This is a genomic window from Mycobacterium sp. GA-2829 (assembly GCF_001499965.1).
Taxonomy (GTDB): Bacteria; Actinomycetota; Actinomycetes; order Mycobacteriales; family Mycobacteriaceae; genus Mycobacterium.
The window spans coordinates 81501-98746 of sequence record NZ_LQIT01000010.1 but is presented as its reverse complement, the minus strand read 5'-3'; the positions used below and the strand labels follow the sequence as shown (position 1 = coordinate 98746).

At 67.9% G+C, this 17246-nt stretch carries 18 protein-coding genes; 9 read left to right on the top strand and 9 right to left on the bottom strand.

Annotation, left to right across the window (positions count from 1 at the left end; translation table 11 throughout):
* The first annotated feature begins 57 nt into the window (after nt 1-57).
* The gene (locus tag AU194_RS07745) at nt 58-945 is read left to right on the top strand and encodes an MBL fold metallo-hydrolase (protein ID WP_197417543.1); all 888 of its coding nucleotides are present in this window, start codon (nt 58-60) and stop codon (nt 943-945) included.
* Here the strand turns inward: AU194_RS07745 and AU194_RS07740 are convergent.
* A complete protein-coding gene (locus AU194_RS07740) occupies nt 942-2123 on the bottom strand; it encodes a cytochrome P450 (RefSeq protein ID WP_059088650.1) in 1182 nt (393 codons plus the stop codon). The two genes, AU194_RS07745 and AU194_RS07740, sit on opposite strands and share 4 nt — an antisense overlap.
* Nucleotides 2124-2140: 17 nt before the next feature.
* On the opposite strand from AU194_RS07740, the gene AU194_RS07735 reads away from it, so the two are divergent.
* Complete coding sequence (locus AU194_RS07735) at nt 2141-2992, top strand: TIGR03619 family F420-dependent LLM class oxidoreductase (protein ID WP_059088649.1); 852 nt, start codon at nt 2141-2143, stop codon at nt 2990-2992.
* On the opposite strand, the gene AU194_RS07730 is transcribed toward AU194_RS07735, so the two are convergent.
* Nucleotides 2976-3407, bottom strand: coding sequence for a VOC family protein (locus tag AU194_RS07730; RefSeq protein ID WP_059088648.1), 432 nt, complete (start codon nt 3405-3407; stop codon nt 2976-2978). The two genes, AU194_RS07735 and AU194_RS07730, sit on opposite strands and share 17 nt — an antisense overlap.
* 2 nt (nt 3408-3409) lie before the next feature.
* On the bottom strand, nt 3410-4180 hold the full coding sequence (locus AU194_RS07725) for an SDR family NAD(P)-dependent oxidoreductase (RefSeq protein ID WP_059088647.1): 771 nt from the start codon (nt 4178-4180) through the stop codon (nt 3410-3412).
* 95 nt (nt 4181-4275) lie between these two features.
* Between AU194_RS07725 and AU194_RS07720 the strand changes: the two genes are divergently transcribed.
* A complete protein-coding gene (locus AU194_RS07720) occupies nt 4276-4947 on the top strand; it encodes a nitroreductase family protein (protein ID WP_157575940.1) in 672 nt (223 codons plus the stop codon).
* Between the two features lie 6 nt (nt 4948-4953).
* On the opposite strand, the gene AU194_RS07715 is transcribed toward AU194_RS07720, so the two are convergent.
* From AU194_RS07715 to AU194_RS07700, 4 genes are read right to left on the bottom strand one after another with little or no spacing between them, the layout of a single operon-like run.
* Entirely contained in the window at nt 4954-5784 is an 831-nt protein-coding gene (locus tag AU194_RS07715) for an SDR family NAD(P)-dependent oxidoreductase (RefSeq protein ID WP_059088645.1), read from the bottom strand.
* Nucleotides 5781-7115 carry a cytochrome P450 gene (locus AU194_RS07710; protein WP_059088644.1) on the bottom strand — a complete coding sequence of 445 codons (1335 nt, stop codon included), beginning with the start codon at nt 7113-7115 and terminating at the stop codon, nt 5781-5783. The genes AU194_RS07715 and AU194_RS07710 overlap by 4 nt, the downstream gene beginning before the upstream one ends.
* Entirely contained in the window at nt 7112-7318 is a 207-nt protein-coding gene (locus AU194_RS07705; RefSeq protein ID WP_059088687.1) for a ferredoxin, read from the bottom strand. The genes AU194_RS07710 and AU194_RS07705 overlap by 4 nt, the downstream gene beginning before the upstream one ends.
* Nucleotides 7319-7360: 42 nt before the next feature.
* Nucleotides 7361-8095, bottom strand: coding sequence for an SDR family NAD(P)-dependent oxidoreductase (locus AU194_RS07700; protein ID WP_231743225.1), 735 nt, complete (start codon nt 8093-8095; stop codon nt 7361-7363).
* Nucleotides 8096-8183: 88 nt separating this feature from the next.
* Between AU194_RS07700 and AU194_RS07695 the strand changes: the two genes are divergently transcribed.
* Together AU194_RS07695 and AU194_RS07690 are read left to right on the top strand one after the other, a co-directional pair.
* Entirely contained in the window at nt 8184-9371 is a 1188-nt protein-coding gene (locus AU194_RS07695) for a cytochrome P450 (RefSeq protein WP_059088642.1), read from the top strand.
* Complete coding sequence (locus AU194_RS07690) at nt 9368-10189, top strand: mycofactocin-coupled SDR family oxidoreductase (protein ID WP_059088641.1); 822 nt, start codon at nt 9368-9370, stop codon at nt 10187-10189. Before AU194_RS07695 ends, AU194_RS07690 begins: the two co-directional genes overlap by 4 nt.
* A 3-nt stretch (nt 10190-10192) precedes the next feature.
* On the opposite strand, the gene AU194_RS07685 is transcribed toward AU194_RS07690, so the two are convergent.
* Nucleotides 10193-11782, bottom strand: a complete 1590-nt coding sequence (locus tag AU194_RS07685; protein ID WP_059088640.1) for a GMC family oxidoreductase — start codon at nt 11780-11782, stop codon at nt 10193-10195.
* Between the two features lie 58 nt (nt 11783-11840).
* Here AU194_RS07685 and AU194_RS07680 point away from each other — a divergent pair, with 58 nt between their 5' ends.
* From AU194_RS07680 to AU194_RS07660, 4 genes are read left to right on the top strand one after another with little or no spacing between them, the layout of a single operon-like run.
* On the top strand, nt 11841-12908 hold the full coding sequence (locus tag AU194_RS07680; RefSeq protein WP_082698535.1) for an ATP-dependent DNA ligase: 1068 nt from the start codon (nt 11841-11843) through the stop codon (nt 12906-12908).
* Entirely contained in the window at nt 12905-13789 is an 885-nt protein-coding gene (gene gluQRS, locus AU194_RS07675; protein ID WP_059088638.1) for a tRNA glutamyl-Q(34) synthetase GluQRS, read from the top strand. The genes AU194_RS07680 and gluQRS overlap by 4 nt, the downstream gene beginning before the upstream one ends.
* 10 nt (nt 13790-13799) lie before the next feature.
* The gene (locus AU194_RS31045) at nt 13800-15254 is read left to right on the top strand and encodes an ABC transporter permease subunit (RefSeq protein ID WP_157575939.1); all 1455 of its coding nucleotides are present in this window, start codon (nt 13800-13802) and stop codon (nt 15252-15254) included.
* Nucleotides 15251-16006: an amino acid ABC transporter ATP-binding protein gene (locus AU194_RS07660; RefSeq protein WP_059088637.1), complete on the top strand. Its 756-nt coding sequence runs from the start codon at nt 15251-15253 to the stop codon at nt 16004-16006. Before AU194_RS31045 ends, AU194_RS07660 begins: the two co-directional genes overlap by 4 nt.
* Here AU194_RS07660 and AU194_RS07655 read toward each other — a convergent pair.
* Nucleotides 16003-17208, bottom strand: a complete 1206-nt coding sequence (locus AU194_RS07655) for a saccharopine dehydrogenase family protein (protein ID WP_059088636.1) — start codon at nt 17206-17208, stop codon at nt 16003-16005. The genes AU194_RS07660 and AU194_RS07655 overlap by 4 nt on opposite strands.
* Nucleotides 17209-17246: the final 38 nt, after the last annotated feature.

The window sequence follows — 17246 nt, the reverse complement described above, 5'->3', positions numbered from 1 at the left end:
GACTCGGCGGACTCGATGGTGTTCTGGTGCGCGACAGACAGTCCAACACTGAAGGAGATGAACATGAGCTTGGCCGAAATGGTTCCGTCGCGTTACGCGCTGCAGATCGGTGACATCGACGTGCTGGTGATCAGCGACGGGGTGCTGCCGATCACGGCGTCGACCCTGGCCACCAACGCCGAACCGGCGGAGCTCGCGGGCTGGCTGGCCGACATGTACCTGCCGTCGGACGTGCTCGACTGGCCGCTGAACGTGGTCGTGGTCCGCAGCGGTGACCGGACGATCCTCGTCGACGCCGGTCTCGGGGTGGAGTTCCCGGACTTCCCGCGGGCCGGTCAGACCGCTGCCCGGCTGGAGGCCGCGGGGATCGACCTGGGGTCGGTGACCGACGTGGTGCTGACCCACCTGCACATGGACCATGTCGGCGGCCTGCTCACCGAGGGACTGCAGGCGCGGCTCCGGCCCGACCTGAAGGTGCATCTGGCGGCGCGCGAGGCCGAGTTCTGGACCGCGCCGGACTTCGCCCGCACCTGCATGCCGCAGCCGGTACCCGACGTGCTTCGGTCGGTCGCTTCGCGCTTCCTTGACGAATACCACGGCAGGCTGCGGACTTTCGAAACGGAATACGAGGTGGCGCCCGGTGTGTTGATCAGCCGCACCGGCGGGCACACGCCCGGGCACAGCGTGGTGCGGCTGGCGTCCCGCGGTGAGGCGTTGACGTTCGCCGGCGATGCGGTGTTCGCTCCGGGCTTCGACAACCCGGAGTGGCACAACGGGTTCGAACATGACCCAGAAGAGGCGGCGCGGGTGCGGATCGCCCTGCTGCGGGAGCTGGCAGCGACGGGTGAGTCGCTGGTCGCCACGCACCTGCCGTTCCCGTCGGTCTGCCATGTGGCGACCGCCGGTGACGTGTTCCGGTGCGTCCCCGCGGTGTGGGACTACTAGCCGACGATCGCGGGCATCGAGTCCCAGCCCCGTACGGTCGCCGTCGGGGCTCGGACCGCGTGCTCCTCGTCGATGGTCCAGTCGGGCCAGCGCTTGAGGATCTCTTCCAGCGCGATGCGGCCCTCGATGCGGGCGAGCGAGGTGCCGAGGCAGAAGTGCGCCCCGCGACCGAACGTGAGGTGGTTGGGGTTGCGTCGGATGTCGAAGGTGTCGGGGTCGTCGAATCGGCGTTCGTCCCGGTTGGCGGCGCCCGCCATGAGCAGCAACGCGCTGCCGGCCGGGACCTTCTTCCCCTGATACTCAACGTCGTTGGTGACGTATCGGGCGATGTTGTGGACCGGTGGCTCCAGCCGCAGCACCTCCTCGACGGCACCCGGGATGAGTGACGGGTCGGCGGCGAGTTCGCGGCGCTGGTCGGGATGGTCGGCCAGCACCTTGCCCAGCCAGCCGAACAGTCGCCCGACGGTCTCGGTGCCCGCGTTGGCGATGACGCCGAGGAACACCAACAGCTCCTCGCTGCGGAGTTTGCGGCACCTGCCGTCCACGTCGTCGAATTCGACGTTGAGCAGTTCGGTGACCAGATCGTCGGACGGGTTGTTCTTACGCCACTCCACGTAGTCACGAAACATGTTGCCGTTGAAGTAGTTGTCCTTCTTCACCGGCAACGGTTCGCCGGGTTTGTTGCGCAACCGGGCACCCGCGACCTTGCGGACGCTGCGCTGCAACGAATCCGGCATGCCCACGAGCATGCCGATCACCCGCATCGGCATCTCGGCGCCCAGATCGAGGGTGAAGTCGAACCGGTCCCCGTCGGTCAGCGGGTCCAGACAGGCCGCGCAGAACGCCCGCACCTGTTCCTCGATCGCCTTCATCTTCCGCGGCGTGAACGCCCGTGAGACGAGGAGTCGGTGCACCGTGTGCACCGGCGGGTCCTCGTTGATGAACACCCCGTCCGGCATGACGGGTTCGGCCTTGACGACCTCGAGGATGTCCCCCTTGGCGTTGCTCAGATTCTCGACGTCCTTGAGCGCGGCTTCGACGTCGGCGAACCGACTGAGAGCCCAGAAGCCGAACTTCTCGTTGTAGTACACCGGCGCCTCGTCGCGTAGCCGCTTGTAGACGGGATACGGGTCTGCGTCGATTCCCACGTGATAGGGGTCGTAGTACAACTCGCTCACCTGTACGATCGTATAGCATGGACATCGGCTTCGTCAGTCTCAACACCCCACACGATCTCCCAACGGCCCTACTCGCAACGGAATTGGAAGAGCGCGGGTTCGAGTCGCTGTGGGTCGGCGAGCATCCGCAGATTCCGGTGTCCGCCGGGGGCGCCATGCCTGCCGCGTTGTTGCACGCTCAGCAGCGGATGTGGGATCCGCTACTGTCGCTGCTCGCCGCGGCACAGGCGACGAACACCCTGCGTCTGGGCACCGCCGTCGCGCTTCCGCTGGAGCACGAATTGTTCACCTTCGCAAAACAGGTGGCGACGTTGGACCGCTTCAGTGGCGGCCGGGTGGTATTGGGCGTCGGGGTCGGGGTGCGCGCCGAACTGGCGGTGTCGAATCCCGTTGCCTGGGCGGATCGCTATCGGGCCCTGGCGGACATGGTCGCCGCACTGCGGGTGTTGTGGACCCAGGACGAAGCCGAACACCACGGCCGGTTCTACGATTTCGATCCGGTGTGGTGCCATCCCAAGCCGCTACAGCAGGGCGGTCCGCGACTGCTCGCGGCGGCCACCGGCCCCACGGCGATCGGGGAGTGCCTGCCCTGGGCCGACGGCTGGCTACCGGGCGACGCCGCGTTCCAGGATTTACCCGCCGCCGTCGCCGATTTCCGGCGCCGCGCCGAGGACGCTGGGCACGGTCCTTCGAAGCTGGATCTGACGGTGATGGCGTGGGGGGACCCGTCTCCGGGGCGGCTTGCGCGCTATCGGGATCTGGGCTTCGACCGTGTCGTGGTCGGTGGGGGCCGCCGCGACAGCGACGACCCCTCGACGACGCTGTCGTTCCTGGACCGGTACGCGGCGGTGGTCAGCGAGTTGCGCTGAGCGGCCGGACACGCTCGGCGACCAGCTCGAGCAGCTGGCCGTCGGGGTCGCGGACCATACAGGCGAATCCGCCGCCCGGGTCCGCGACCACCGCTCCCCCGGCGGCGGTGACCGCATCCCGTGCCGCGGCCACGTCGGGCACCGCGATCGACAGATGAGTCAGCCCGGCGCCGACCATGCCGCGTTCGGGCTCGTCCGGTGCCGGATGGCCGGAGAAGGTGAGCAACTGCAGCACCACCCCGCCGTTGCGCAGATAGACCGCCTCGAATCCGATGGGCGGTGTCAGCCCGAGCAGTCCCTCGGCCACCTGATCCGGCACGGTGAGGCGTTTGGCCTCGGTGAAACCGAGTGCGGTGTAGAACTTCACCGATGCGTCGAGGTCGCGCACCCGCACGCCGATGTGGCTGACGTCCATGCTCACACCCCCGCCGGACCGGGGCCGCCGTGCATGTACAGCGTCTGCCCCGAGCAGTAGCTCGAGGCGTCGGAGGCGAAGAACAGGACGCCGTAGCCGATCTCGTCGGCTTCGGCGATCCGGCCGGATCCGTTGGTCTGTCCGATCATGTCGATGTCGAAGCCCTGCCGTTTCGCATCGGCCTCCAGGCCGGGGGTGCGGACCGCGCCGCAGGCGATGCAGTTGACCCGCACACCCTTCCGCGTCCACGCCGCGGCCATCGAGCCGGTGAGGTTCTGCAGACCGGCCTTGGCGGCGCCGTAGATGGGCGCCTGCGGCATGGCCAGCAGGCCGGCGCCGGACGAGATGTTGACGATCGCCCCCTTGCCCTGGGCGATCATCGCTTTGGCGGCCGCGCGCGACAGGTACCAGGCACTCGACAGGTTCAGGTCCAGCACCTGACGCCACTCGTCGTCGGTCCACTTCATCAGCGACTTCGTCTCGCCGCCGCCGGCGTTGTTGAGCAGGACGTCCAGCCGGCCGAACTCGGCGAGCGCCGCGTCGACGAGCGCCTGGCACTCGTCGGCGTTCGTCACGTCCGTCGGCACCCCGAGCGCGCGGCGGCCGAGCGCCTCCACCTCGGCGGCCGTCTCCTTCAGCGGTTCCGCGCGCCGCCCTGCCAGCACGACGTCGGCACCGTGTTCGGCGAGCACGAGCGCCGATGCCCGCCCGATGCCGGTGCCGCCGCCGGTGATGACCGCGACCCTGCCTTCCATCGAAAACCTGTCGCTCACAGCGTCACTCCCATCAGATCGCCCCGTTGTGCAGTACGACTGTACAGCACAACGGGTGCTGGACACCCGGGCTTGCGTCGAGTACACCAATGGTCATGCCACATCCGACGAACGACGTCTGGGAAGTGCTGTCCACCGCACGCTCGATCCGCCGGTTCACCGACGAACCGGTTGACGCCGAGACCCTGGACCGTTGCCTGGAGGCGGCCACCTGGGCGCCCAACGGGGCCAACGCCCAGCTGTGGCGGTTCATCGTCCTCGACGGCCCCGAACAGCGCGCCGCGGTCGCTCAGGCCGCGCAGATCGCCCTGGCGTCAATCGAATCCATCTACGGCATGACGCGGCCCGCACCCGAGGACGACAGCCGCGCCGCGCGCAACAACCGCGCCACCTACGAACTGCACGACCGCGCGGGCGAGTTCACCTCGGTGTTGTTCACCGCATTCAAGAACGAGTTCTCCTCGGAATTCCTGCAGGGCGGCTCGATCTACCCCGCACTGCAGAACTTCTACCTCGCCGCGCGCGCCCAGGGGTTGGGTGCATGCATCACGAGCTGGGCCTCCTACGGCGGCGAGAAGGCGCTGCGGGAGGCCGTCGGAATCCCCGACGAGTGGTTCCTGGCCGGGCACGTGGTGGTGGGCTGGCCACGCGGACGCCACGGACCGGTCCGCCGTCGGCCGCTGTCCGATGTGGTGTTCCGCAACCGGTGGGACCCCGAACGCGCCGACATCACCTACGGACGGGGCGCTCGCCCGCGGGGGAAGTGAACCGCCTCATCGCATCACGTGGGCCTGCTGCCGGTTCGGATGCACACCGAAAAGATCGCGATACGAGGGTGGTTGGCGGCCACCCTCGTCCTTGATGCCGTACATGGCCGCGAGTTCGGCGCCGATGAGGGTCTGGCCGCTGACCGCCATCACCTCGGGGTCACGGTAGAGCTCCCAGATCACGTGACCGGTGAGCTCGGGGGTCTCGGCGGTGTCGAGGATGTGGCCGAGCTTCTCGGGGTTGCTCGCCACGATGGCGCGGACCCGGTCGGTGAGCAGGGAACCCATCCAGATCGACACGGCGGCGACGCCCACATCGCGGAAGTCGTAGGCCATGTCGGCGGCCATCTTGTCGACCCCGGCTTTCGGGACGCCGTAGGCGGGTCCGAACGCGTAGTGCACCGCGCCAGACGATGAGGTGAAGGCGACCAGTCCCTTGCGGTGCGGCACCATCAGCGGTGCGGCGTAGACGGTGGCGACGTAGCTGCTGCGCAGCCCGACGTCCAAGGTTTCGATGACGTTGATCGGTTCTTCCCAGAATTTGGTGCGGCCCATCATCTCGTCGCGGATGATGGCCGCATTGTTGACCAGGATGTCGATGCGACCGTGGTCGCGGCCGACGCGGTCGAAGAATTCTACGACCTGCTCGTCGTTGCCGTGGTCGACCTGTACCGCGATGCCCTCACCCCCGGCGGCGGTGACCTTGGCGGCGGTCTCGCTCGCGTCGATCGTGCGGCCTGTGACGTAGACGGTGCAGCCGTGCATTCCCAGCGCGTGCGCGATCCCGGCACCGGCTCCACGACTGGCCCCGGTCACCACCGCGACCGGACGGTTCATACCGTTTCCTCGATACGCGCGGCGTCCTTGAGCTCGGTGATCGGGCGCGCCAATCCCTGTTCGTCGCAGATCTTCTGGAGTTTGACGACGGTTTCCGCCACCCCGGCGCCCAGGCGCCGCCCGGGGGTGAACTCCGCGGGCAGGTGCCGCATGCCCTGGATGACCCCGATGCTGTCGTAGTGCACGGTTCCCTCGGGTAGGCACCGGTAGTCCGGCATCCGGTCCAGCACCGCGGTGAGCATCGACTTGAACACCGTGCGAGCCACATTCGATCCGATGCAACGGTGCACGCCGAGACCGAAGCTGAAGTGGCGATTGCCCTTTCGGTCCATGACCAGCTGGTCGGCGTCGCTGAACACCGCAGGGTCGCGGTTGGCCATCGCCCAGGACAACCACAGGCGCTGACCTTCGTGCAGTTCGATGTCGCCGAGCCTCATATCCTCGGCGATCGTGCGGGCATCACCGGGTGCCGGGGTGAAGTACCGCAGGAACTCCTCGGTGGCAGGGTTGAGCAGGGTGTCGCGTTCGGCGCTGAGTCGCATCCGCTCGTCAGGATGCTCCGAGAGCCACTCCAAGGCATGCGCCGTCAGCGCGGTCGTGGTGTCGAATCCCCCGCCGATCAACAGGTTCAGCATGCCGATGAGCTCGATGTCGGGTGGGGCCTCGCCGTCGATGCGCAGCTTCGCCAGCGCGTCGATGATGCCCGGGCGCGGGTTGCCGCGGATCTCCATCAGATTGGTGAACAGGTCCACGCCCATCGCCAGGTACATCTCGCGCACCCGGTCGGCATCCGGGGAGTCCGGCGGGGTGTACACCGACGCATGCGCCGGTTCGTTGTACAGCTCCCACTTCTCCAAGGGCACCCCGAGCATCGCGAGCGTGAGCACCGCGGGCACCACGTTGGCCAGGTCGTCGACGAAATCGATGCGGCCCGTCTCGATGTGGTCGTCCAGACAGGCGCGCACGATCTCGTCGACGAACGGTTCCCAGCGCTTCACCGCCGCAGGCGACAGATACGGGTTCAGCGCGGTGCGGTAGAAGCGGTGCTCCGGGTCGTCCATCTCGAGCATGCCGCCGCGGAACCCCTCGGCCTCCACCATCCGCGGGATCGAGATGCCCTTGTAGCCGCGGCGTTCGTTGTTCACGTCGTGGTCGTTGGACACGTGCGGACAACGCGCCAGCTCGAACACCGCGTCGCTGCCGGCGGCCACCCAGTGCCCGTCGTAGGTGTCGGTCCACGCCAGCGGGCACTTCCGGTGCATCTCGTGCGTGATGTCGAGAAACTTGTCCCGGTAGTCGGGGCTGTGCCGGTCGAAGTGGTAGGTGCTCATCGCGGACCCCCATCGGTCAGCAGGATCGCCTGCTCGGGGCAGGAGCGGGCCGCCTCGGTGACCTTCGCGCGCTGCGCCTGCGGCACGTCCCCGGGCACCGCGGCGGCGTGGCCGTCGACGTCGTCGAGCACGAACGACTCCGGTGCGATCATGGCGCACAGGGTGTGGCCCTGGCACCGTGAGGATTCGACCTCGACCCGCATCGTCACTGCCTCCCTCATTCCTGTCCTTCTGGTGGGTGCCGGTCAGACGACTGCACCGCCGTTCACTCCGACGATTTGACCCGTGACGTATCCGGCGGCCTCCGAGCACAGGAACGCACACACTGCGGCGACGTCGGCCGGTGCACCGACGCGGCCGGCCGGGATCGCCTGGGTCAGGAACGCGTCGGGTGGAAGCTTGCCGTCAGCCTGTTGCTGACGCAGCATCGGCGTCTCGATAGCGAAGGGGGGCACAGTATTCGCAGTGACGCCGAATCGGGCGTAGTCACGCGCGACGGTCTTGGTCAATGCGATGACACCGCCCTTGGTGGCTGAGTAGTGCGCCTGCCGCGGCCCACCCTGCTGTCCGGCGGCCGACGAGATCGTCACAACCCGGCCCCATCCCGCCGCGACCATGTCCGTCAGTGCGGTCCGCAGGGTCAAGAAGGTCCCGGTGAGATTGACCGCGAGATAGCGGTTCCACTCGTCGAGTGTGATTTTGTCGAGGCGAGTGAAACCACCGATCGCGGCGCTGGTCACGAGGATCCCGACGGGCCCGAATTCGGTTCGCACCGTGCTGAATGCGCGCTCGACAGCAGCCTCGTCGGCGACATCGATCGCGACTCCGATGGCTTGCGCTCCGCCGCCACGCAATTCCGCGGCGACCTTGTCGGCCGCAGCCGCATCGAGATCGAGCACGGCCACCCGGTGGCCGTCGGCCGCCAGCCCGGCGCAGATCGCCTCCCCCAGCCCGGACGCGCCACCGGTCACCACAGCCACTCGACTCACCGCGCCTCCTCACGCCACCGCTGTACGGATGTATAGCACAGGCTATATGCTCCCACCAACGAGTGGCGAGGAGAACACGTTGAGCGATCTGTACTACGACCCGTGGCACGTCGACATCGACGCCGACCCGTACCCCACCTACCGCAGACTGCGGGACGAACAGCCGGTGTACCACAACGAGGAACACGGCTTCTGGGGTGTGAGCCGGTACGCGGATGTGGATGCGGCGCTGAAGGATACGAAGCGGCTCAGCTCCGCCAAGGGCGACATCCTCGAAGTCGTGATGACTGATCCGGTGATGCCGCCGGGGATCTTCATCAACGAGGACCCGCCACTGCACACCATCCACCGCGCGATCGTCGCCCGCGCCTTCACGCCGAAGAAGATGCGCGCGCTCGAGGACAAAATCCGCGCCTTCTGCGTCGCATGTCTGGACCCGCTGGTCGGTGGCGAGCGGTTCGACTTCGTCGAGGATCTCGGCGCGGAACTTCCCATGCGCACGATCGGCATGCTCGCAGGCATCCCCAATTCCGAACAACCGGCGGTGCGCGAGCACGCCAACGAGGTGCTGCGCAACGAACCCGGTAAGCCGATGGAGATCAAGAAGGAGCGCTACTTCACCGGCGAGATGTTCGGCGAGTACATCGAATGGCGGGACAAGAACCCGTCGGACGATTTGATCACCGAACTGCTGAACGTCGAGTTCGAGGACGAGACCGGCACGGTGCGGAGGCTGACCAAGCAGGAGCTCACCGTGTTCCTCGCCGTCGTCGCCGGCGCGGGCGTGGAGACCACCGGACGCCTGTTCGGCTGGATGGGCAAGGTACTGGCGGAACACCCGGATCAGCGCAAAGAACTGGCCGCCGATCCGTCGTTGATTCCGACGGCGATCGAGGAACTGCTGCGCTACGAGCCCCCCGGGCCCCACGTCGCGCGTTATGTCGCATCCGACGATGTGACGTTTCACGGCGTCGTCGTGCCGGCAGGAAGTCCGCTGCTGCTGATGCTCGCGTCAGCCAACCGCGATGAACGCCATTTCGAGGATCCCGACCGGTTCGACATCCACCGGAAGCCGGGCGGTCACCTCACGTTCGGCCGTGGAGCCCACTTCTGTGTCGGTGCTCCGCTGGCCCGGCTGGAGGGTCGCGTGGCGCTCGAAGAGGTACTCAAGCGTTGGCCGGAATGGGAGATCGACCTCAGCGGCGCCCGCCGCTCGAGGACCTCGACCGTCCGCGGATGGGACAGCATGCCTACGGTGGTCAGATGACAAACAGCATGTCCCACGTCGCCGTGATCACCGGAGCCGCACGGGGTCAGGGCCGCAGCCACGCCGTGGCGCTCGCCGAACAGGGCGTCGACATCATCGCCGTCGACCGCTGCGCCGACATCGATACGATCCCATACCCCTTGGCGACCGAGGCCGACCTCGCCGAAACCGCCGACCAGGTGCGTGCGGTAGGCGGCCGGATCGAGACCGTCGTCGCCGACGTCCGCGACCTCGACGCACTGCAGGCCGGAATCGACCGCGGCATCGCACGATTCGGTGACCTAGACATCGTGGTGGCCAACGCCGGCGTGGTGGGGATGGGACTTCCCGATCCGGCGGACACCCGCCTGTACCGCGACATCGTCGACGTCAACCTCGTCGGGGTCTGGCACACCATCGCCGCGACGGCGCCGTCGATGATCCGGCGGGGCACCGGTGGCTCGATCGTGTTGATCAGCTCGATGCAGGGCGTGGTCGGCCGCGGCGGGGACGGCAGTGCGGCCACGTTCGCCTACGCCGCGTCCAAACACGGCGTGGTCGGGCTGATGCGCTCGGCCGCCAACGCCTATGCGCAGCACCACATCCGCGTCAACTCGATCCACCCGACCGGCGTCGCCACCCCGATGATCTTCAACGAGCACATGGCCGCCGTCGTCGCCGCCAATCCGGAAGGCAGTGCGATGTCGGGCAACCTGCTGCCGGTTCCCTACGTGGAGGCCGAAGACGTCACCGCGGCCGTGCTGTTCCTGGTGAGCGACGGCGCCCGCTACATCACCGGCACGACGCTACCCGTCGATGCCGGTCACGCGGCGATGTAGGGGTCAGCGGCCGTCCAGGATGAAATCCGCTGCGCGCCAGGCCATCGCCATGATGGGCCCGTTGAGGTTGCCCGCCACGATGGTGGGCAGCACCGAACAGTCGACTACCCGCAGCCCGTCCACACCCCTCACGCGCAGCTGGTTGTCGACGACGTCGTGATCGCTGGGCCCCATCGCGCAGGTGCCGACCGCGTGGTAGCCGCAGTACCCGCCGTCGAGCGCGGCATCGACCAGCGCGTCGTCGCTTTGCACGCCGGAACCCGGATACGTTTCGCCGCTGAGGCGTTCGGCGATCGGTGACTGGTCGAAGATCGCGCGCATCCTGCGCAGCAGCTTCGCGGTGGTGTCACGGTCGTAGTCGCTGCGCAGGTAGTTGGGGTCGATCCGCACCGTGGCGGCCGGATCCGCCGAGGTGATCTCGAGTCGGCCCTCCGACGTCGGGCGCAGCACCATTCCGAGGCAGGACACGCCCGGTTCGCGCTGGATGCTGACCGGTTCGCCGACGTTGTAGGGCGGCAGCGTGTACGGGCCCATCATCACCTGACCGTCGGGCCGGTCGGCGTCGGGCTGCGCCTTCACGAACCCGACGACGTCGAACGACGGTGCCGCCAGCGGACCCCTGCGGTTGGCCAGGTACTTGAGGCCGGTGAGCGCCTGCCCCGTGCTGGTCGCCAGGTACTTGTTGTAGCCGAGGTCATCCTTCAGTCCGAATCGCAAGGTGGCGCAACGGTGTTCGCGCAGACCATGGCCGACCCGCTCGCGCTCCGCCCGGACCGGGACGCCCGCGGCCGTGAGCACGTCGCGCGGTCCGATGCCGGAGAGCTGCAGCAGTTTCGGCGAGTTCAGGCTGCCCATCGACACGATGACCTCGCGACGGGCGTGCACCCGCTCCGAGCCGATCTCCACGCCCACCGCACGGTCCCCGTCGAGCAGCACGCGGTCGACGACCGCACCCATTCGGACGGTGAGGTTCGGACGTCGCAGTACCGGCTTGAGGAATGCGGTGGCGGCGCTGACGCGCCGGCCCTTGCGGATCGTCGATGTGGCGTAGCCGATGCGTTCGGCGTCGGATTCGTTGATGTCCTCGACCCGCGTCATTCCGATCCTCGTCGCCGCATCGATCATCTCCTCGCACAACGGGTCCGGATCGCGCGGTACGGAGATGTGCAGCGGTCCACCGGTGCCGCGGGTGGCGGACGGCCCGAACTCGCTGTTCTCGAAACCTCGGAAGATGGGCAGGATCTCGTCCCATCCCCAGCCCTTGTTGCCGAGGCGTTCCAGCCCGTCGTAATCGGCGCGCTGGCCGCGGTTGTAGAGGGTGCCGTTGATGGCACTCGAACCGCCGAGCACCTTGCCGCGCATCCACTGTTCGACGTGCGGTTGCGGCCCGAACGGCGTGGTCTCGTAGTGCCACATGTACTTCTCGGACTCGAAGACCTTGCCCGCACCCTTCGGGATGTGGAACCACGGGCTGCGGTCGCCGCCGCCGGCCTCGAGCAGCAGCACGCTGACCTTCGGGTCTTCGGACAAGCGGTTGGCCAGCACGCAACCCGCCGATCCCGCTCCGGTGATGATGTAGTCGTAGCCGGTCATGGTTGCCTCTCCGTCGCGCTGTACGGCCGTATAGTACGGCTTCGGCGACAATGGGAGGGTGCAACTGCCCGTTTCACCGCCCATTCCGCCGATGCTGTCCAAATCGGTCGGCGAGATCCCGCCCGGCGCCTCGTACGAACCGAAGTGGGACGGGTTCCGGTCGATCGTGTTCCGCGACGGCGACGAGGTGGAGCTCGGCAGCCGCAACGAACGGCCGATGACGCGGTACTTCCCCGAACTCGTCGACGCGGCGCGTGCCGAACTGCCGCCGCGCTGTGTGATCGACGGGGAGATCGTCATCGCGGGCGCCCGCGGCCTGGACTTCGAGGCCCTGCAGTTGCGGCTACACCCCGCCGCGTCGCGGGTGCGGATGCTGGCCGATAAGACGCCCGCGGCGTTCATCGCCTTCGATCTGCTCGCGCTCGGCGACGACGACTACACCGCCCGGCCGTTCGCCGAACGCAGGGCCGCGCTGGTCGACGCCCTGGCCGGGTCCGGGCCCACGTTCCACGTCACGCCCGCCACCCGCGACGTCGCGACCGCGCAGCGCTGGTTCCACGAATTCGAGGGCGCCGGGCTGGACGGGGTGATCGCCAAACCGCTCGACGGGCCGTACCTGCCGGACAAGCGGGTGATGTTCAAGGTCAAACACCAGCGCACCGCCGACTGTGTGGTCGCCGGCTACCGGCTGCACAAATCCGGTGACGACGCGGTGGGCTCGCTGCTGCTCGGCCTCTACACCGACGACGGTGAACTGGCGTCGGTCGGCGTCATCGGCGCCTTCCCGATGAAGCGGCGCCGGGAGCTGTTCGACGAGTTGCAACCGTTGGTCACCTCGTTCGACCAGCACCCGTGGAACTGGGCGGCCCACGTCGACCCCGATGTCGTGCGCCGCTACGGCGGTGGATCGCGGTGGAACGCGGGCAAGGATCTGTCGTTCGTGCCGCTGCGCCCCGAACGCGTCGTCGAGGTCCGCTACGACCACATGGAGGGCCACCGGTTCCGGCACACCGCGCAGTTCAACCGGTGGCGACCGGACCGGGACCCGCGCTCCTGCACGTACGCCCAGCTCGAACAGCCCGTCACGTTCCGGCTCGGCGACATCGTCCCCGGACTCGGGGCATGACCAGCTCCCCCGCAGGCCGATTCGCGCCCAGCCCGTCGGCCGATCTGCACATCGGCAACCTGCGCACCGCCATCCTGGCCTGGCTCTTCGCCCGATCCACGGGCAGACGCTTCGTGATGCGGGTCGAGGACCTCGACTACCGCACGGACTCCGACATCGCCGCGCGCCAACTCGCCGACCTGACCGCGCTCGGGATCACCTGGGACGGTCCCGCGGAGTACCAGTCCTCGCACCGCGAACGCTACGACACCGTCGTCGACGCTCTGGTCGCCGACGGCATGGTCTACGAATGCTATTGCAGCAGAAAGGACATCGCGCAGGCACCGCGTGCCCCGCATGCACCGGAAGGCGCCTACCCCGGCATCTGCCGCGACCTCACCGACGCCGAACGCGCCGCGCGCCGCGCGGAGACCGGCCGGCCACCCGCGCTGCGCCTGCGCACCGACGTGTTCACCTACACCGTCACCGACCAACTGCACGGCACCTACACCGGCATCGTCGACGACTTCGTCGTCCGCCGCGGCGACGGGGTGCCCGCCTACAACCTCGCCGTGGTGGTGGACGACGCCACCGCGGGCATCGACCAGGTGGTGCGCGGCGACGACCTGCTCAGCTCGTCACCGCGGCAGGCCTACCTGGCCCGGCTGCTGGGCCACCCCGAACCCGTCTACGCCCACGTCCCGCTCGTGCTCAATGAGGACGGCGCCCGGCTGGCCAAACGCGACGGTGCCGTCACACTCGCCGAGATCGGCACGCAGCGGGTGTTCGCCCAGATCAGCAGGTCGCTGGGCTGGCCCGCCCACAGCCTCGACGAACTGCTCGACCGGTTCGACCCGGCCCGGTTGCCGCGGACCCCGTGGATATACCGCCCGGAGTGTTAGCGTCCGGCGGGTGAGGTTTCTACGAGCGCTCCTGCTGCTGGTGGCGGTCCTTGCCCTGGCGTCGTGCGGATCGACCGGTGGCGGCGGCGACGAACCGATCAAGTCCGCCGGTGTGCTGCGAGTCGGCACCGAAGGCGTCTACGCCCCGTTCAGTTATCACGATCCCTCGGGTCAGCTGGTCGGATACGACGTCGACGTGGCACGTGCGGTGGCCGACAAGATCGGTGTGCGGGTCGAGTTCGTCGAGACACCGTGGGACGCGATCTTCGCCGCACTGGAGGCCGACCGCTTCGACGTGGTCGCCAACGAGGTGACGATCAACGCCGAACGCCAGGCGAAATACGACCTCTCCGAACCGTATTCGATCGGCGAGGGCGTCATCGTCACGCGCGCGGACGACGATTCGATCACGTCCCTCGACGATCTCAAGGGGAAGGTCACCGCGCAGAGCGTCACCAGCAACTGGGCGCAGGTGGCACGCGACGCGGGGGCGCGGGTCGAGTCGGTGGATGGTTTCGCCCAAGCCATCACCCTGCTCAACCAGGGCCGGGTGGACGCGACGGTCAACGACAGCATCGCGGTGTACGCGTATCTCGCCGAGACCGGCGACACCTCTGTCAAGATCGCCGCAGAGACCGGCGAGAGGAGCGAGCAGGGTTTCGCCGCGCGCAAGGACAGCGGCATGCTGCCCGAACTCAACCGCGCGCTCGACGAATTGCGCGCCGACGGAACGCTGGCGGAGATCTCGCAGAGGTACCTGAAGGCCAATGCGTCCGGCGCTCCGGAGTCCGCGCAGGCGCCGCGTTCGACGTGGCAGCTGATCCTCGACAACCTGTGGCCGCTGGCGCGCGCGGCGCTCACGATGACGATTCCGCTCACGGTCATCAGCTTCGCGATCGGTCTAGTGATCGCGCTGGGCGTCGCGTTGGCCCGGCTGTCCCCGAATGTGGTGCTCAGCAACGTCGCCCGGTTCTACATCTCGGTGATCCGGGGAACGCCGCTGCTCGTCCAGTTGTTCATCGTGTTTTTCGCCCTCCCGGAGTTCGGGGTGCGCTTCGAACCGTTCCCCGCCGCGGTCATCGCGTTCTCGCTCAACGTCGGCGGTTACGCCGCGGAGATCATCCGGTCGGCGATCCTGTCCATCCCGAAGGGACAGTGGGAGGCCGCCGAGACCATCGGCATGAATTACGCGACCTCGCTGCGGCGGATCGTGCTCCCGCAGGCCGCGCGGGTCGCCGTCCCACCGCTGTCGAACACGTTGATCTCCCTGGTCAAGGACACCTCACTGGCGTCGACGATCCTGGTGACCGAACTGCTGCGGCAGGCGCAGATCGTCGCCGCCCCGACCTTCGAGTTCTTCGCGCTGTACGGCACGGCCGCGGTGTACTACTGGGTGATCTGCCTGGTGCTGTCGTTCGGTCAGGGCCGCCTCGAACACCGGCTGGAAAGGTACGTGGCGAGATGACAGAGGATCGGGTGGTCGCCGAGGGGCTGCACAAGGCCTTCGGCGACAACGAGGTACTCAAAGGGGTGTCGTTCCGGGTGCCCGCCGGATCGGTGACCACGATCATCGGACCGTCGGGTTCGGGGAAGACCACGCTGCTGCGCGCGCTCAACGCGCTGGATGTCCCCGACGCCGGGACGGTGTGCATCGGTGACGTGAGCGTGGACTTCGGCGGTCAGGTGTCGCGGGATCTTCTGCGCCGCTACCGGATGCAGAGCGGATTCGTCTTCCAGGCGCACAACCTCTTCCCCCACAGGACGGTGCTGCAGAACGTCACCGAGGGTCCGATCGTGGTGCAGAAGCGTCCGCGTGAGGAGGCCGAGGCCGACGCGATGGAGTTGCTCACTCAGGTCGGGCTCGCCGAGAAGCGCGATCAGTATCCCTATGAGCTGTCGGGTGGGCAGCAGCAGCGCGTCGGTATCGCACGGGCACTTGCGTTGCGGCCCAAGGTCGTCCTGTTCGACGAGCCGACCTCGGCGCTGGATCCCGAGTTGGTCGGCGAGGTGCTCTCGGTGATCAAGGACCTCGCCGTCGAGGGCTGGACGCTGGTGGTCGTGACCCACGAGATCCAGTTCGCGCGGCAGGTGTCGAATCAGGTGCTGTTCACCGACCGCGGCGTCATCCTCGAGCAGGGGCCGCCCGACGAGGTGCTCGGCGATCCGAAGCAGGAGCGCACCCGTCAGTTCCTGCAGCGGATCCTCAACCCGCTCTAGAGTTCGCGCACGCCCCAGGGGGAGCCGTACTCGGTGAGCAGGTCCAGGAACGGCACCGCGTCGAAGGCCTCGGGACCGAGGACACCGGCACCGCTCCAGGTTCCGTTCGCCAGGAGTTCCAGTGCGACAACGGGATTGATCGCGGTCTGCCACACCACGCACTGGTGACCGTATTCGGCCATCGACCACTCGTTGTCGACCACGTGGTACAGGTACGTCGAGCGCGGTTCGCCGTCCTTGCCGGTGCCCGTCACCCACAGGCCGGCGCAGGTCTTGCCGCGCATCTTCGCCCCCAACGTCGCGGGGTTGGGCAGGCAGGCCGCGACGACGTCACGCGGGGAGACCTCGACCGAACCCACCTTCACCTTGTCGGTACGGTCCAGGCCCAGTTTGTGGAGCGTCTTGAGCACGTCGATGAACTCGGCGCCCAGACCGTACTTGAACGTCGCGCGTTTGCATTTCACCCAACGCGGCATCAGCAGCACTTCCTCGTGCTCGACGTTGACGCACTCCACCGGGCCGATGCCGTCGGGGAAGTCGAACACCTCCGGCTCACTGAACGGTTCGGTGACGAACCAGCCGCGCTCGGCCTCCCAGATCACCGGCGGGTTGAGGCATTCCTCGATCGTGGTCCAGATCGAGAACGACGGCGCGAAGTCGTAGCCCGCCACGGTGAGGTTCGATCCGTCGCGGGTGCCGAGTTCGTCGATCTCGGAGAACAGGTGGTCGGCCGCGTAGCGGGCGAACACGTCCGACAGACCGGGTTCGACGCCGATCCCGACGAGCGCCAGCCGGCCGGCGTCGCGCCACCGGTCCTCGACGGCGAACTGCTCGTCGCCCAGCTTGACGCCGGTCAGCTCGTAGGGCTGGTCGGGGTGGCGGTGCGACAGGCTCATCGCCATGTCGAGGTAGTCGGCACCGCCGGCCAGGGCGCCGTCGAAGATCGGCATCACGAACCGCGGGTCGACGGCGTTCATCACGTGGGTGATCGCGTGTTCGCGCACCAGCGCCGCGACGGCGTCCGCGGACGTCGCGTCGACCTGCGCGGAGGTGAACCTCGGGTCGGCGACCGCCTCGGCGGCCTGCCGCGCCCGGTCGCCGTCGTAATCGCAGACCACGACCTGCTCGAAGAAGTCACGGCGCGCGGCGATCGCGCAGAAGGCCGATCCGACACCGCCGGCACCCACCAACAGGATTCGCATGGCAGGCACCCTAGTACGGATTCCGCCGCGTCGGGCAG

What these genes read in the sequence shown, in the direction of transcription:
- AU194_RS07690 (WP_059088641.1), top strand. Translation starts at nt 9,368, where the DNA reads ATGACAAACAGCATGTCCCACGTCGCCGTGATCACCGGAGCCGCACGG.
- AU194_RS07685 (WP_059088640.1), bottom strand. Translation starts at nt 11,782, where the DNA reads ATGACCGGCTACGACTACATCATCACCGGAGCGGGATCGGCGGGTTGC.
- AU194_RS07655 (WP_059088636.1), bottom strand. Translation starts at nt 17,208, where the DNA reads ATGCGAATCCTGTTGGTGGGTGCCGGCGGTGTCGGATCGGCCTTCTGC.
- AU194_RS07730 (WP_059088648.1), bottom strand. Translation starts at nt 3,407, where the DNA reads ATGGACGTCAGCCACATCGGCGTGCGGGTGCGCGACCTCGACGCATCG.
- AU194_RS07715 (WP_059088645.1), bottom strand. Translation starts at nt 5,784, where the DNA reads ATGAACCGTCCGGTCGCGGTGGTGACCGGGGCCAGTCGTGGAGCCGGT.
- AU194_RS07745 (WP_197417543.1), top strand. Translation starts at nt 58, where the DNA reads ATGAACATGAGCTTGGCCGAAATGGTTCCGTCGCGTTACGCGCTGCAG.
- AU194_RS07720 (WP_157575940.1), top strand. Translation starts at nt 4,276, where the DNA reads ATGCCACATCCGACGAACGACGTCTGGGAAGTGCTGTCCACCGCACGC.
- AU194_RS07705 (WP_059088687.1), bottom strand. Translation starts at nt 7,318, where the DNA reads ATGCGGGTCGAGGTCGAATCCTCACGGTGCCAGGGCCACACCCTGTGC.
- AU194_RS07660 (WP_059088637.1), top strand. Translation starts at nt 15,251, where the DNA reads ATGACAGAGGATCGGGTGGTCGCCGAGGGGCTGCACAAGGCCTTCGGC.
- gluQRS (WP_059088638.1), top strand. Translation starts at nt 12,905, where the DNA reads ATGACCAGCTCCCCCGCAGGCCGATTCGCGCCCAGCCCGTCGGCCGAT.
- AU194_RS07710 (WP_059088644.1), bottom strand. Translation starts at nt 7,115, where the DNA reads ATGAGCACCTACCACTTCGACCGGCACAGCCCCGACTACCGGGACAAG.
- AU194_RS07735 (WP_059088649.1), top strand. Translation starts at nt 2,141, where the DNA reads ATGGACATCGGCTTCGTCAGTCTCAACACCCCACACGATCTCCCAACG.